The organism is Ruficoccus amylovorans (genome assembly GCF_014230085.1).
In the GTDB taxonomy this organism is placed as follows: domain Bacteria; phylum Verrucomicrobiota; class Verrucomicrobiia; order Opitutales; family Cerasicoccaceae; genus Ruficoccus; species Ruficoccus amylovorans.
In genome coordinates, this window is record NZ_JACHVB010000023.1 from 1 (window position 1) to 14,104 (window position 14,104).

General features: G+C 60.0%; 12 protein-coding genes and 1 pseudogene. 8 read left to right on the plus strand and 5 right to left on the minus strand.

All coding sequences use genetic code 11. The features are described 5' to 3' along the window. A pseudogene (locus H5P28_RS20125) lies at nucleotides 1-679 on the minus strand (IS5 family transposase); the annotation flags it as partial. Nucleotides 680-864: 185 nt separating this feature from the next. On the opposite strand from H5P28_RS20125, the gene H5P28_RS09295 reads away from it, so the two are divergent. Further along, complete coding sequence (locus H5P28_RS09295) at nucleotides 865-1,935, plus strand: DUF481 domain-containing protein (protein ID WP_185675437.1); 1,071 nt, start codon at nucleotides 865-867, stop codon at nucleotides 1,933-1,935. Nucleotides 1,936-2,343: 408 nt separating this feature from the next. Here H5P28_RS09295 and ftsH read toward each other — a convergent pair whose 3' ends face one another. Both ftsH and tilS read right to left on the minus strand, forming a co-directional pair. Continuing rightward, nucleotides 2,344-4,548: an ATP-dependent zinc metalloprotease FtsH gene (ftsH, locus tag H5P28_RS09300; protein ID WP_281398156.1), complete on the minus strand. Its 2,205-nt coding sequence runs from the start codon at nucleotides 4,546-4,548 to the stop codon at nucleotides 2,344-2,346. A 23-nt stretch (nucleotides 4,549-4,571) separates the two neighbouring features. After that, nucleotides 4,572-5,981: a tRNA lysidine(34) synthetase TilS gene (gene tilS / locus H5P28_RS09305; protein ID WP_185675438.1), complete on the minus strand. Its 1,410-nt coding sequence runs from the start codon at nucleotides 5,979-5,981 to the stop codon at nucleotides 4,572-4,574. A gap of 36 nt (nucleotides 5,982-6,017) precedes the next feature. Here tilS and H5P28_RS09310 point away from each other — a divergent pair, with 36 nt between their 5' ends. The 3 genes from H5P28_RS09310 to H5P28_RS09320 all read left to right on the plus strand — a co-directional run bounded on the left by H5P28_RS09310 (nucleotide 6,018) and on the right by H5P28_RS09320 (nucleotide 7,341). Continuing rightward, nucleotides 6,018-6,161: a hypothetical protein gene (locus H5P28_RS09310; RefSeq protein ID WP_185675439.1), complete on the plus strand. Its 144-nt coding sequence runs from the start codon at nucleotides 6,018-6,020 to the stop codon at nucleotides 6,159-6,161. 30 nt (nucleotides 6,162-6,191) lie between these two features. Further along, complete coding sequence (locus H5P28_RS09315; protein ID WP_221773393.1) at nucleotides 6,192-6,644, plus strand: glycoside hydrolase family 3 C-terminal domain-containing protein; 453 nt, start codon at nucleotides 6,192-6,194, stop codon at nucleotides 6,642-6,644. 61 nt (nucleotides 6,645-6,705) lie between these two features. Next, on the plus strand, nucleotides 6,706-7,341 hold the full coding sequence (locus H5P28_RS09320) for a tetratricopeptide repeat protein (RefSeq protein WP_185675440.1): 636 nt from the start codon (nucleotides 6,706-6,708) through the stop codon (nucleotides 7,339-7,341). A gap of 7 nt (nucleotides 7,342-7,348) precedes the next feature. Here H5P28_RS09320 and H5P28_RS09325 read toward each other — a convergent pair whose 3' ends face one another. After that, nucleotides 7,349-8,728, minus strand: coding sequence for an aldehyde dehydrogenase family protein (locus H5P28_RS09325; RefSeq protein WP_185675441.1), 1,380 nt, complete (start codon nucleotides 8,726-8,728; stop codon nucleotides 7,349-7,351). 55 nt (nucleotides 8,729-8,783) lie between these two features. On the opposite strand from H5P28_RS09325, the gene H5P28_RS09330 reads away from it, so the two are divergent. Genes H5P28_RS09330 through H5P28_RS09345 form a run of 4 tightly spaced genes read left to right on the plus strand, consistent with a single transcriptional unit; the run spans nucleotide 8,784 to nucleotide 13,395 of the window. Next, complete coding sequence (locus H5P28_RS09330; RefSeq protein ID WP_185675442.1) at nucleotides 8,784-10,283, plus strand: phytoene desaturase family protein; 1,500 nt, start codon at nucleotides 8,784-8,786, stop codon at nucleotides 10,281-10,283. Between the two features lie 6 nt (nucleotides 10,284-10,289). Continuing rightward, nucleotides 10,290-11,390, plus strand: coding sequence for a glycosyltransferase family 2 protein (locus tag H5P28_RS09335; RefSeq protein WP_185675443.1), 1,101 nt, complete (start codon nucleotides 10,290-10,292; stop codon nucleotides 11,388-11,390). Then, nucleotides 11,380-11,874, plus strand: a complete 495-nt coding sequence (locus H5P28_RS09340) for a glycosyl-4,4'-diaponeurosporenoate acyltransferase CrtO family protein (protein ID WP_185675444.1) — start codon at nucleotides 11,380-11,382, stop codon at nucleotides 11,872-11,874. Before H5P28_RS09335 ends, H5P28_RS09340 begins: the two co-directional genes overlap by 11 nt. A gap of 48 nt (nucleotides 11,875-11,922) precedes the next feature. Beyond that, nucleotides 11,923-13,395: a phytoene desaturase family protein gene (locus tag H5P28_RS09345; RefSeq protein ID WP_185675445.1), complete on the plus strand. Its 1,473-nt coding sequence runs from the start codon at nucleotides 11,923-11,925 to the stop codon at nucleotides 13,393-13,395. A 338-nt stretch (nucleotides 13,396-13,733) separates the two neighbouring features. Here H5P28_RS09345 and H5P28_RS09350 read toward each other — a convergent pair whose 3' ends face one another. After that, complete coding sequence (locus H5P28_RS09350) at nucleotides 13,734-14,027, minus strand: hypothetical protein (RefSeq protein WP_185675446.1); 294 nt, start codon at nucleotides 14,025-14,027, stop codon at nucleotides 13,734-13,736. Nucleotides 14,028-14,104: the final 77 nt, after the last annotated feature.

The window sequence follows — 14,104 nt, forward strand, 5'->3', positions numbered from 1 at the left end:
GCGATGCGGCGGTTTTGTTTGAGCGTACCGAATAGGCGTTCGATCCTGTTTCTTTGCTTGTAGAGTTTTTTGTCGTGGGGGATTTGCTGTTTTCGGTGGCATCTACTGGGAATAACAGCCTTCATCTTGGCCTTAGCGATGAAGGCCCGAATGGCGTTTGAGTCATAGCCTTTGTCTGCGATGACGGCTTGGGCACGCTGACCTTCAAGCAGCGTTTCGGCCTGCGTGCAGTCATTGCAATGACCACCGGTGAGGTGCATTTTAAGTGGCCTTCCGAGCGCATCGCAAAGCATGTGCAGCTTCGTGGTCAGTCCTCCACGGGATCGCCCCAGAGCCTGACACATCGCCCCCTTTTTCCCGTTGTGGCGTTCTGGTGGGCCTTAACGAGAGTCGAGTCGATCATCACATATGCGTTTTTGGGGTCCTTCAATAATCGCTTAAAAACCTGTTCCCAGATACCCTTCTTGGCCCAGCGGCTGAAGCGTTTATAGGTCGTTTCATAATTGCCGTAACGCTCCGGCATGTCTCGCCAAAACGCGCTGCTACGCAGCACCCACATGACCCCGTTGATGAAGCGGTGGTTATCCTCAGCGGTGCGCCCGGGATCGCCAACCTTGCCAGGAAGCAGATCCTTGATCTGCTCATATTGCTCATCTGTTAGCTCATATCGCTTAGCCATCAATGCCTTACAACATCACTGACGCAAAATGTACAGATACTTTAGAACTACTTGAATGTCCGTTAGCCCTAGGGAGTTTCTTGCTGAAACAGACAGGCTGATACCGTTTTTCTCCAGGGCCGTTACGGTTCTTTCCCAAAAAGGGATTGCACCGCAACGGCCCTTACTTTTTCGTAGCTTGCTTCATGACCAAGTTACGCGAACTCATTTTTCTGCTAACCATCGCGCTGAGCACCGGGACTCTCAGCGCCGCCGACGTGCTCGTGCTCCAGAACGGCGATACGATCAAGGGCGAATTCGTCAGCCAGGCGAATGGCATCATCACTTTCAAGAGCCCGATCCTGGGCACAATTCAGATCCCCGACAGCCTGGCCGAGGTGCAGTCCGCTCCTGAAGTGGACGAAGAGGTCGCTGGCCCGGCCATCCCCAGCGCCGCCGAACAACAGGCTGACGCCGCCAGCGGGACCACCCCGGCTGGCAATGACGAGGCCGAACCGACCAAGACCCCCGAGCAGATTGCCGCCGAGGCGCAGGCCGAGCGCTTTGACAAGATGATCGCCGAGTGGAAGGCAACCTTCCAGAGCATTATCCCCGAAGGCTGGACGGGGCGGATCAATATCGGCTACACTTATACCGATTCCGACTCCACCACGACTTCGCTCATCACCGGTTTCAAGGCCAAGAAAAGCTCCGGTCGCAACCACTACGAGATGGCCGGTTTCTACGAATTTGGCGACACCAAGGACTCCAATGGCGTCAAAACGGTCAATACCGACAAATACGGCGGTGGGTTCAACTACAAGTACGACCTTTCCGAGCGCTGGTTCCTCACCTCGACCAGCAGCTACCTGCACGACCAGGTCAAGGAGATCAAGAACCAGGCCACCGAGCAGGTCGGCCTCGGCTACCGGATCATCAACGAGGACGACATGAAGCTCAACGTCAACGGCGGTGGTGCGCTCCAGTACAACAACGTCGCAGGCGTCTCCCAGAAATGGTACTACTACATGACCCTCGGCAACGACTTCGAGTACCACTTCAACAAGTACTTCCGCGTTGAGCAGAACTTCAATATCCGCCTCGACCCGAGCGAAACCAGCCAATACCAGATCTACTTCAACGCCGCCGGTATCGCCAAGCTGACCGAGTGGATCGAAGCCAGCCTGAGCTACAACTACATCTACGACAGCACCGTCGGTGTCGGCACCCAGAAGGACGAGCAGCGGATCATCTTCGCTCTCGGCGTTCCCTTCTGAGGACGGTTTAACGCCTTCCCGCTCATCACCTGATGGGCTTACGCAGACAGCAAGGCTCAACACTCGATTTTACTCTGGCCCGTGGCAACCAGCCACGGGCTTTTTCATGCCCTGCCAGAATGGACCGCCAATCAATCTGTTCGGCAACCGTCTTGCTTGCAGGCATCGCCCCCTTAATGAGGATAATAGTATCAACCACGGCTCACGCAGATCGGCACAGATCCATTCAATCTGCCCTCCCCGCCAACTCACCTCCGTGCCTCTGTGCCTCCGTGTGATCCTCTTCCCCCAGAAACACGACAGCCTACTCCGCCCCGGGCGGATACAAAAATTGCAGGCCCGCATGGACCTGCAATGATTTTTAAAGGTGACTGGTCGCGCTCAACCGCCCCCTGCCGGATCAGCCCCCTAGGCAGGCATCCCGGCGGGAGCATGGCTGGGCCCCATTTCCTCGCCCTCATCCTTGTCAGTGGCGGGCTTCTTCTTCCCGTCGTCCTTGGCGGGCGGTTCGATGGGTGGCGGAGTGTTCGTGACCACCGGCGACTTGATTTCGCCGAACTCGATGATCTCGTTGACGTGCTTGCCCTCAATCGTCTCGTACTCCAGCAAAGCGTCAGCGATCTTGCGGTGGGCCTCCTTGTGCTCCTGGATCATCCGGTAGGCGCGTTCATACTCCTCCTGAATGATGCGGCGGATCTCACGGTCAATCATCCGGGCGGTGTCGTCGCTGTAGTTCTGGCTGCGAGTGATTTCCTTGGCCAGGAAGATGTGCTCCTGGTTGTCCCCGAGGGCGACCGGGCCCAGTTCGCTCATCCCCCAGTCGCAGACCATGCGGCGGGCAATGTCGGTGGCCTGCTTGATGTCGGAGGCCGCGCCGTTGGAAAAGTCGCCCGTCTCGATCTCCTCACCGATTCGGCCCCCCATCGCCATGCAGATGAGGTTAAGCAGGTCGTGCTTGGAGTAGCCGAGGACTTCCTTGGTCGGGGTGGTCATGGCCATGCCGAGGGCGCGTCCGCGCGGGAGGATCGTGACCTTGTGCAGTTCGCGCTTCTTGTCCTTGATCAGGGCCTGGATGAGCGCGTGCCCGGCTTCATGGTAGGCGGTGGCGCGCTTGTCGTCCTCGTCCATGAGCTTGCGGCGCTCCCTTCCATAGGCGATCTTGTCACGGGCCTCTTCCACATCGGCCATCTGGACTTCGCTCTTGTCGTAGCGGGCGGCCACGAGGGCTGCTTCATTTAGCAGGTTGGCCAAATCAGCGCCGGAGAAGCCCGCGGTGACGCGGGCCACCCGGGTCAGGTCCACGTCGGTCGACATTTTGATCTTCTTGGCGTGGACTTTTAAGATTTCTTCGCGCCCCTTGAGGTCGGGCAGGTCGATCATGACCTGGCGGTCGAAACGGCCCGGACGCAGCAGGGCGCTGTCGAGTACGTCGGGGCGGTTGGTGGCGGCGATGATGATAACGCCCTCGTGCCCGTCGAAACCGTCCATCTCAACCAGCAGGGAGTTGAGGGTCTGCTCGCGTTCGTCGTTACCCCCGCCGAGCCCGGCCCCGCGCTGGCGGCCAACGGCGTCGATTTCGTCGATGAACATGAGGCAGGGGGCGTTTTTACGGCCCTGCTCGAACATGTCACGCACGCGGGCCGCGCCCACGCCGACGAACATTTCAACGAAGTCCGAGCCGCTGATGCTGAAGAAAGGCACATCGGCCTCGCCCGCCACAGCCTTGGCCAGGAGGGTCTTACCGGTCCCGGGAGGGCCGACCATGAGGACGCCCTTGGGCACGCGTCCACCGATGCGCTGGAATTTCTTCGGGTCCTTGAGGAAGTCCACCACTTCGGAGACTTCTTCCTTGGCTTCGTCGCAACCGGCGACATCGCGGAAATACACCCGCTCCTTGTCGCGGGTGAGGAGCTTGGCCCGGCTTTTACCGAAGCTCATGGCTCCCTTTCCGGCCATGCGGAGCTGGCGGGTGAACAGGAAATACAGCAGCCCGATCACGATCAGAAACGGCAGCACGCCCACGAGGATACTCTGGAGCATGGTGCTGGCGGGCTCCTCCTTGACCGAGTACGGGTTGTTCGGCGAGGTGAGCTGGTTAAAGCGTTCGTCGGTGAGACGCCCCTGGGCGGTAAAGGTGATGGTGGCCGGGATCTTGACCGCAGCCTTGTCGCCACTGCCGGTGAGCTTCTTTTCCATCTCAGCGAAGAGTCCTTCGCTCTCCTCCGGGGTTCCTTCGGACTTGGCAGCTTCCTTCGCGGCGGGCTTGACCTCAGTCGTCTTGGCATCCGCAGCCTTCGCGTCAGCCGTGTTTGCCTCGGCGGCGGGCTTGTCCAGCGCGGGATTTTTCATTTCCCCCCACAGGGAGTACCACTGTTCGCCTGCGTTGGGGTTGGGCTTAACCGTCAACGAGACGATCTGACCGGCCTCGGCGGCCTTCAGGACCTGGTTAATTTCAAGCTCTTTGGCCCCGGTGTGCTCGCCCGGGTACATGTACATGAGCATCAGGATCAGCCCGATGAGGGCGAGCCAGATGACATAGACCTTGGGCTGGAAACCTTGCGGCGAAGGCGGCTTCTGAGAGGAGCCGGAGTCGTTTTGGGAATTATCACTCATTTAAACAAGCACTCTATCATTTGCTAATGCGCTCCGTAAGTCAACCGAAGAGCCCATTGTGTGTGCGGACCGATTTTCGCGCTTTCGGCGGGCGGAAGGCCCGGCACCCAGAGGATGTTACCGGTCGGTGAACAGACAACCGGAAGCTGTTTTCGTTCCAAAACGAGGATTTTCGCATCCGTGAAGCAGTCCTGAAGCTTGCGCGAACCGGGCGCTCCCAGCGGGTGGTAACGATCACCGGCGCGCCACTGCCGGATGCAGCACAGAAGCGGTGCGGAGGCTCGCTTCCCCATGTTTTCGTCTAAATAGACGCATGAGCGATTGTCGATATTCCCGGCAAAGATATCGGTGCGCGTTGCCGCATCCACTTTCACCCGCTCGACCCGCAGGGCGAGCCCGCCCGGAAGCCAGAGCGTCAGCCCGGGGCGCAGCCGGAATTCCGGCCAGGAGGTGCCAGGCCCAACGGGCGAAAGTTTTTCCCTGTAAACCCGTTCCCGGTTAAAAATGATCCGCTCATCCGCCCCGGCGCTGAGCTGGCCGCCCTCGCCCGCCAGCAGGCCGTCCAGCAGCCCATCCACCGCTGCCGCCGAAAGCGTGTCCCGCAGGCCGTTAACGCCAATCCAGCGCTGAAGCGCCCGCCGCCACAGGGCCGCAGGTTTGTTTTTCAAGGGCGACAGTTCCAGCGGCGCGCCTGCCGCGATCACCAACCCGAGCGAGTCAAGCCAGGCGTTGAGCGCCTCGGCGTCCTCGGCCAGCAGCCGGTGGGAACGCGAAAGGCCCGCCCGCGCGTTGCCGGGAGCAGCCTCCAGCAAAGCGGGCAGCACGTCGGCCCGCACACGGTTGCGGAAGTAGTCGGGAGTAGCGTTGCTGGCGTCTTCGCGCCAGGGGACTGCTGCCGCTTGCAGCGCCGCGAGAATGAGGGACTTCGGAATGCCCAGCAGCGGCCGCATTAGCATTGGTTCCTCGTAAAAGCGCTGCACCGCCAAGGGAGACGCCACCCCCTCGGTGCCGCTGCCACGGGTCAGGCGCATGAGCATCGTCTCGGCCACATCATCGGCGTGGTGGCCCAGCAGGACCGTCGCGCAACCGCTATGGCGGTAAAAAGCCATCCGCCGTCCGCGCAACCAGGCTTCGGAAGCCTCAGCGGGCGCACCGTCCAGCTTTTTCCCGAAAAAGGGCAGCCCCAGTTCCCCGGCCAGCGCCTCGACAAAAGCGGAATCAGCGTCCGCATCCGCCCCGCGCAGACCGTGGTTCAAGTGCAGCACGCGCAGGCCATCGCCAAACCTCAGCCAGGCCAGCAGCAACAAACAAACCGAGTCCGCCCCGCCCGAACAGCCAACTCCGATCGGCTCCTCGACCAAATCCGACCAGTAAACCCGCTCTCCCTTCAGCGAGGTGGCCACGGCTTCAGCTTTTTCCCGCCAGGACGACATAGCCCCAAAAGTCTGCGCCCCATCCGCCCCCTGGCAATGCTGGTTTTGGGGAAGAAACACGGGACCATCGCCGCGGCAGCCGAGGGCTGCGAGGTCACTTACTCCAAAGGGGCGGACATCACCATCCTCAAGAACGAGATCGACGAAAGCTACACGACGGCCAGTCCCGACGCAAAGTGAACGCAATCGCTGAAACTGCCCCCGCCATGATTGCCGCGGCCGTACAAGAGCCTTAATCGGCGAACCTGGCAGTCGTCGTGGTCGGGGATAACATCCCCCCTGACCGGCGAGTACTGCTCCACGGCGACTCTGGAGCTCCAAGGCGGGCAGCTCGCACTGCTGGAAGCACTCACGGCCACCGGCACGCCAATGATCATCGTGCTCGTGAACACCAGGCCCCTCGTCCTGCCCAAGCGCATCCACAAAGCCGCAGCTATTATCGAGACCTTCAGCCCCGGTATGATGGGCGGTAAGGCCGTGGCCGAAGCGGCCCTCGGCCCCCTGGCCATCCCGTGGGACGAGCTAATCAAGCGTGGCTTTCTGGAAGTCCCCAGTTTTGGCAACCACCCGCTCCGCCTGGAGTTGCCGAGCAGCGGGAGCGGAAAGGCGGTAAGAATCCGACAGACTGTGAGTGTGCCCCCTGCTTTCACTCCTGTTCCTTGACTCTGCTTTCAAATCGATAACCTTACTCAAACAGTAACGATTTACACCTTCGAAAAAGCTCATGATGACATTCATTCTCTCTCTCCCCTCTATCATATTCCGTCGAACTCGCATGCCGCTTGCGGCGTTATTACTATTGCCGGGATTTCAAATGCGCACAATGGCAGCGACCGCTGACGCGTCGGAGCCGGTCAACAAGTATCGCACCTGGCATGAAGCTGCTCTTCATGGGGATGTGGACGAGATTGATGTCTCCATCGAGAATTTCGAGGAGCAACTCCAGCTCTCCCCGGATGACCCACTGGCCAAAGCCTATCTCGGCAGTGTGTGTGCCTTGAGGGCCAAAGAAAGTTTCTGGGGCATGACCAAGCTCGAATATTTGGAGCGGGCCGATCAACTCATGAGCAAAGCGATCGCGGAAGCGCCCGACAATCCCCGTATCCGGATGATCCGGGCCATCAGTTTGTATAAACTTCCCGAACGCTTCGACAAGCGCCCCGTCGCACTGGCCGATTTCCAGCAACTAGTACCAATCGCGCGTGCTGGCGAAAGTGATCTGACCCTGAGAGAAAGACAGGCGATTCTTTATTACGCCTCCCTCAGCTATGCGGACGCGAATCTGCCCGGAGCGGGGCAGTTGAAGGCCGACTGCCACAGTCTCTCCCCAGACTCGGAATACGGCAAACTGACTCAGTAAGCTTGGCTCACTTCAGCCAGCGCCGGAGCAGGCGAATCTTGTCCCCGTAGGGCGGCATGAGCGCGAACGGGTCCGGCAGGAAAAAACGCCGGGCAATACTGCGGCGATAACTAAAAGCCTCTACCCCCGCCTCCGCTCGATAGCGGCCGTACCCACTGGCTCCGACTCCGCCAAAGGGCAACGCCAGGTTCGCCGCCTGCTTCATCGTATCGTTGACGCACACGCTTCCCGAGCGCAATGATCGGGTCAAGATCGAGATAAAATCTTTCCGGCGCGAAAAGCAGTACAGCGCCAGTGGCGATGATAGTCGCCGAAGCTGGCGGATCAGGCTCTCGCTATCCTTATACGCCAGCACCGGAAGCACGGGGCCAAAAATCTCCTCCTGCATGCAAGGGGCCGACCACTCCGGTCTTAAAACCAAACGCGGAGCCAGTCGGAGCGCTTCCGGCTCGTCCCGGCCATAGATGAGGGCATCGGGCCCGGCGAGGTCTTTGACCCGCTCGTAATGCTGAAGGTCCACCAGACGCGCCAGGTCATGGGCCCAGCGGCCTTCGCGCAGCAGGCGCTGCATCTCCCCCACCAGTTCATCATAGCAGGACTCGTGTACGATCACGAAGTCCGGCGCGAAGCAGGTCTGTCCGGCGTTAAAGAGCTTACCGGCGAGGATGCGGCGCGCGGCGATGGCAAGATCGACACTCGGATCCACGACACATGGACACTTCCCCCCCAGCTCCATCACGCAAGGGATCATCCGCGAGGCGGCCCGGCGGGCAACGAGCTTGCCCACCCGCTCACTCCCGGTGAAAAAAATAAAGTCGAAATCCAACCCGGTCAGTTCCTCCGCTACCTCGGCGCTGCCGGTCACCACGGACACATGCTCCGGCTCGAAGCAGGCCGTAACCAACTCACCCAGCAGACACTCGGTCGCACTGGCCGACTCCGAGGGCTTGAGGATGACAGTGTTTCCCGCCGCCACAGCGGAAATGACCGGCGCCAGCGCAAGCTGGAGTGGATAGTTCCAGGCGGCCATGACCAGTACGCAGCCGTAGGGCTCCAGCATCACCCGGCTTGTCATGGGAAAAAAATACAGTGGGCTCGTTTTGCACTGAGGCTTCAGCCAGCGCCGAAGACGCTTGCGCGTTAGCTGTATCTCCTTCCGCAGGAAATAAACCTCGGACAAATAAGCCTCCGCTTCCGGTTTACCCAGATCCTGGGCTAGCGCGGCCAGGGCATCGTCCGTGCGTCGCGCCAACTCCTTCTCCAGACGCTGAAGGCTCGCGCAGCGCCAGGCGATATTCCGGGTATGCCCCCGCTCGAAAAACGCCCGCTGATCTTCGAGAAGCTGGGGAGCCTCCTCGGCTTTTTTTCTATAAAGCGCTTGAGCCATTGGATTTTTGACATTTTACGGCTATTGTCCGGTCACTTTTCAACCGCATAATATTATGAAACCACGGACAGTCGCAGTTATTGGAGCAGGACTTGGTGGACTATCTGCCGCAATCGCCCTCAAGTCAAAAGGTTACGACGTGGAAATATTCGAAAAGAATGACCGTATCGGGGGAAAACTCAACCTGCTGGAGAAAGATGGATTCACCTTTGATCTGGGACCGTCCATTTTCACGCTCCCGCAGTACTTCGAGTCTCTCTTCGCGCGGGCCGGACGACAGATGTGCGACTATGTGCAGTTGGAACCCGTTCAGCCGCAGTGGCGGAATTTCTTCGAAGATGGCACCGTGCTCGATCTCTATCAGGAGCCGGAGCGCATGCGCAAGGAACTGGCAAAACTCGGCGGTGAAACGGACCAACACTGGCAGGAACTGCAAGGCTTTCTCGACTACGGCAGGAAGCAATACGCGATCACAGAGGCCGGGTATTTCGACAAGGGCCTGGACAACCTGTGGGAGTTCATCCGCTTCTACGGTCTCTTCAAGATCGGATCACAGATTGACTACCGCCGCAGCATGAGCGACTCCATCGCGCGCTTTTTCACCGATCCGAAGCTGCGCAGCATTTTCGAGTACTTCATCAAGTACGTAGGCTCTTCGGCCCTCGACGCGCCCGGCTATATGAACCTCATGCCAATCATCCAGTTCGACTACGGCCTGTGGTATGTACGCGGCGGCATGTACGAACTGGCCCGCGGCCTGGAGCGACTCCTGCAGGAACTGAACATCCCCGTACACCTCAACGCCGAGATCCGCCGCCTGCACAAAGCAGGCAAGACCGTCACCTCCCTGGAACTGGCCGGAGGCGAGCGCCGCGCCTTCGACATCGTGGTCAGCAATATGGAAGTCATCCCTTGCTATGAGCACCTGCTGGATGAAGCGCCGCGCTTCATGCGCAAACTGAAAAAGTTTCAGCCCGCCTGCTCGGGGCTCGTCCTGCATATCGGCACGGACAAGGTATATCCCGAATTGGCGCACCACAACTTCTTCTACTCAGAGAATCAGCACAAGCACTTCCAAACCGTCTTTCAAAAGCATCAGCTCCCCGAAGACCCCACGCTCTACGTAGTCGCCCCTACCCGCACCGATCCATCCAAAGCACCTGCTCGTTGCGACAATATCAAGATCCTTCCGCACATCCCCCCTCTGGACCCGTCCTCGGGCATCACGCATACCGACTATCTGGCCCTGCGCGAGCGCATGCTCGACAAGATGGAGCGATGCGGCCTTAAAGACCTGCGCAAGCACATCATCACCGAGGACTTTATGACGCCCGTGGACATCGAGCGCCGCTACCGCTCCAACCGCGGCTCCATCTACGGGGTGGTCACGGACTGGCGCCTCAACCGCGGTTTCAAGGCCCCCAAGACCAGTTCACGGTACCGCAATCTCTACTTCACCGGCGGCAGCGTGAACCCCGGCGGCGGCATGCCTATGGTCGTGCTGTGCGGGCAAAAGGTCGCGGACAGAGTCGCCGCCGCCCACCCCCTGAGTTGATCCCCCATGCTGCTCGCTATCCCCGCCCTTGCCCTGCTCCTGTGGCCCAGTCTCTGGCTGGTGCTGGGGCGCCCGCGTCGGGTCCCGGCGACAGGCGCCGTGGAGCCGGACACGGACGCAACGGACGCAGGAATCTCCGTCATCATCCCCGCCCGAGACGAGGAGGACGCCATCGGACGGCTGCTGGACTCGCTCCATGCGCAATCGATCCGCCCGGGCGAAGTGATCGTCGTGGACGACGGCTCGACTGACAGGACCGCCGCTATCGCGCGCGAAAAAAGCGCCACCGTCCTGAGCGGACAGGAACTCCCTGCGGGCTGGCGCGGCAAGCCTTGGGCCTGCTTCCAGGGAGCCCGTGCCGCCACCGCCCCCTGGCTGCTCTTTCTGGATGCGGATACCGAGCTGGAGCCGGGCGCCATGCGTAAGCTTGCCGCGCTTACGAGCGACGGGCAACGCGTCTACTCCGTCTGCCCGTACCACGCCATGAGTAAACCCTACGAACAGCTATCCGCTTTTTTCAACCTGTGCATGGCCGCCGGCGCGGGAGCGTTTGGTGTAGGCGAAGGGGGGGCGCTTTTCGGCCAGTGCCTGCTTGTATCCAAAGCCAACTACACCAAGGTGGGAGGCCACGAGACCGTCAAGGATCGCGTGCTGGAAAACCTTTACCTGGCCGAGGCGTTTTTCCGGCAAGACATTGATCGCACCTGCTACCTGGGCCAGGGTACGATCCGCATGCGCATGTATCCGGAGGGCCTGCGCTCCCTGTGGCGCGGATGGTCCAAGGGGTTTCTCTCCGGAGCATCCGCCACCGCCGGCCTGCCGCTCGCCCTGTGCTCGGCCTGGATTACCGGGGCGATGACGGCGATGCTGGCCCTGGTCCTGCTGCTGGCGGTGGATGCCTCGCCGTCCTACACCTTAGCCACCCTGCTCGTGTACTGCCTGTATGCCGGTCAGTGCGCCTGGAGCTTTCGCCTGTTGGGGACCTATTCGGTCTGGACCTCGATTCTTTATCCCGTCGCGCTCCTGTTCTATCAGGTCCTGTTTTTCGCGGCGCTCATAACGGGCCGCCGCGCCGGCACGCTCTGGAAAGGCCGACATGTTCATTGAGCTGCCCGCAGTCTGGCTTTACGGGGTCAATATCGTAGGCATCCTCTGCGCCCATCTGGGCTTGGCGTGGCTGGCGACGCGGCTGCCGGGTTCGCTCTTCGAGCGCCACCGCCGTCTCTTCGCGACCGCCGCCTGGGAAGCCACCTGCTACGAGCAGTGCCTGCGCATACGCGCATGGAAGCACCTGTTACCCGATGCCGCCGGCTGGTTCGGCGGTTTTCCGAAAAAAAACCTGCGCGCCGTGAACCCGGCCTACCTGCGTGCCTACAGCCGCGAAACCTGCCGCGGCGAGTTCTCCCACTGGTGCCAGATGGTCGTTATCGCCGGATTCATGGCATGGACGCCCTGGCCCGCCCTGCTGATCATTTTCTCCTACGCGCTGGCGTCTAATCTCCCCTGTATCGCCACCCTGCGATACACGCGCCTGCGCATCGCGCGCCTCATGGAGCACGAACCCACCCCGGTGACCGAATTCCCCGACTGATTTCCTCTACAACTTGAAAAACGTTATTTTTCACATTAACAAACATTTATGAGTAAACGCATAGGTATCGTAGGCGCCGGACCAGGCGGACTCATCTCTGCCCTGTTGCTGGCCAGCCGGGGGATGGAAGTGACCGTGTACGAGCGCGGCAAGCAGGTCGGCGGACGCAACGGCAAGTTCGTGCTTGATGCCTACAGCTTCGACATTGGCCCGACGTTTCTGATGATGAAGTACCTTCTGGACGAGATCTTCACAGAGGCGGGCGAGAACAGCTCCGACTGGATCGAATTCATGGAGCTCGACCCCATGTACCGGCTGCAGTTCGCCGACGGTTTCATCTACGATGCCACCCGCGACCTGGAGCGGGCGAAGGCCCAGATCGCCGCGCGCTACCCCGGGGCCGAACGCGGCGTTGACCGCTTTATGAAGGAAGAGAAAGCGCGCTTTGACCGGATCGCTCCCTGTCTTCAGCGACCCTACCTGCGCTTCACCGACCTGATCAACCAGCGCACGATGCGCCTCCTGCCCGATGTCCTCGGGCGGCGATCCGTCTTCGACGTACTCAAGGGCTACTTCGGTGAAGACCAGCTCGCAGTCGCGTTTTCTTTCCAAAGCAAATATCTCGGCATGTCTCCGTGGGAGTGTCCGGGCTTCTTCGCCATGCTCGCGTACATTGAGTACGCCTTCGGTGTTTACCATGTCAAAGGCGGGCTGAGCGAGATCTCCACCGGCATCGCCCGCGCCGCGCAAAAGCACGGTGCGAACATCCGCCTGGGCGCAGATGTGGCGCAGTTGGAGGTGGTCAACGGTTCGGTCAAGGGCGTACGACTGACCGACGGTAGCCTGGAGCACCACGACGAAGTCATCATCAACGCCGACTTCGGCTGGGCCGCGAGCCATCTCTTCCCTGAGGGAGTCATTAAAAAGTTCACCCCGCAGAAGCTCTCCAGCATGGGCGTATCCTGCTCGACCTTCATGCTCTACCTGGGCGTGGACAAGCTCTATGACAAGCTGGCGCACCACACGATCTTCTTTGCCGAGGACTACGCGAAAAACGTCCGCCAGATTTTCGGTAACGAAGTGCCCGACGACCTCTCGATCTACGTCCGCAACGCCTCTATCACCGATCCCACGCTGGCTCCCGCCGGACACAGTGCGGTCTATGTACTCGTGCCGATGCCTAACTGCCGCAGCGGCACCGACTGGGCCAGCGCCAAGCAACGCGTGCGCGGGCAGACACTCGACCTCCTCGAAACCCGCTGCGGGATGACCGACCTGCGTAAGCACATCACCACGGAAAAAATTGTCACCCCCGCCGACTGGCGTGACCAGTTCCGGGTGTACGACGGTGCGACCTTCAACCTCGCCCACTCGCTGCCGCAGATGCTCTATTTCCGTCCCCGGAATAAATTCGAAGAGGTGGACAATTGCTACCTCGTCGGTGGCGGCACCCACCCCGGCAGCGGCCTTCCAACCATTTTCGAAAGTGGCAGGATCACCGCGAACCTGATCTCCAGGTAAATGACCAGGCAGAACGGCTACCTGGGGCCTGGCCATCAGGCCGTCTTTTTGCCACTAGAGGGTTTCCAATAAAGTCGTAGCCGTCACAAAAGGGCCGAATGGCTAAATGATTAAATGGTTAATTGTTATACCCTATGTTCGGCATCCAACAATTAACAATTAGCCATTTAGCTATTCAAAGTTTGTGGCTACAGTATTTTTTGAAACGCTCTAGTGTCACGTTAGCCTAGTTCATAGAGCCTGTTCAGATAAACGGAAAAGATGGAAAAACGAGGGCATTTTCGAGCACGAAGTGGGGTTTTGAAACGAGGCGACGTAGCGCAGCGAAGATAGGCTGCTTACTGCGGAGTTGGGACCTTATCCGTTTCGTGGGTGATGGCCGCTTCGTCCAGGTTCTGATGCCCGACGACGGTGCCATCGTCGAACTCATTGACTTGCTGTGACTTGAGCATCCGGAACAGGCGAATGATGTCGCGGCTGCCGCCCCAGGTAAACCAGACGCCGGTCACCAAAGCCATCAGTACCGGTATTCCGATTCCGACCACGTGCCAGAACTCTTTCCAGACAGCCGTCGGCCAGGGAGCAATCAGGTTCCACAGCGTACCGACGACAAAAACACCAAACCAAAGCATGCTCCAGGCCCGTGAACACCTCGATGTCTACACGCTGGCGGATAGTTTCGCCACCGCGTCCCAATGAACGGGTTCGC

Coding starts and splice junctions, on each gene's coding strand:
- H5P28_RS09295 (WP_185675437.1), top strand. CDS start 865: ATGACCAAGTTACGCGAACTCATTTTTCTGCTAACCATCGCGCTGAGC.
- ftsH (WP_281398156.1), bottom strand. CDS start 4,548: ATGAGTGATAATTCCCAAAACGACTCCGGCTCCTCTCAGAAGCCGCCT.
- tilS (WP_185675438.1), bottom strand. CDS start 5,981: ATGTCGTCCTGGCGGGAAAAAGCTGAAGCCGTGGCCACCTCGCTGAAG.
- H5P28_RS09310 (WP_185675439.1), top strand. CDS start 6,018: ATGCTGGTTTTGGGGAAGAAACACGGGACCATCGCCGCGGCAGCCGAG.
- H5P28_RS09320 (WP_185675440.1), top strand. CDS start 6,706: ATGATGACATTCATTCTCTCTCTCCCCTCTATCATATTCCGTCGAACT.
- H5P28_RS09325 (WP_185675441.1), bottom strand. CDS start 8,728: ATGGCTCAAGCGCTTTATAGAAAAAAAGCCGAGGAGGCTCCCCAGCTT.
- H5P28_RS09330 (WP_185675442.1), top strand. CDS start 8,784: ATGAAACCACGGACAGTCGCAGTTATTGGAGCAGGACTTGGTGGACTA.
- H5P28_RS09335 (WP_185675443.1), top strand. CDS start 10,290: ATGCTGCTCGCTATCCCCGCCCTTGCCCTGCTCCTGTGGCCCAGTCTC.
- H5P28_RS09340 (WP_185675444.1), top strand. CDS start 11,380: ATGTTCATTGAGCTGCCCGCAGTCTGGCTTTACGGGGTCAATATCGTA.
- H5P28_RS09345 (WP_185675445.1), top strand. CDS start 11,923: ATGAGTAAACGCATAGGTATCGTAGGCGCCGGACCAGGCGGACTCATC.
- H5P28_RS09350 (WP_185675446.1), bottom strand. CDS start 14,027: ATGCTTTGGTTTGGTGTTTTTGTCGTCGGTACGCTGTGGAACCTGATT.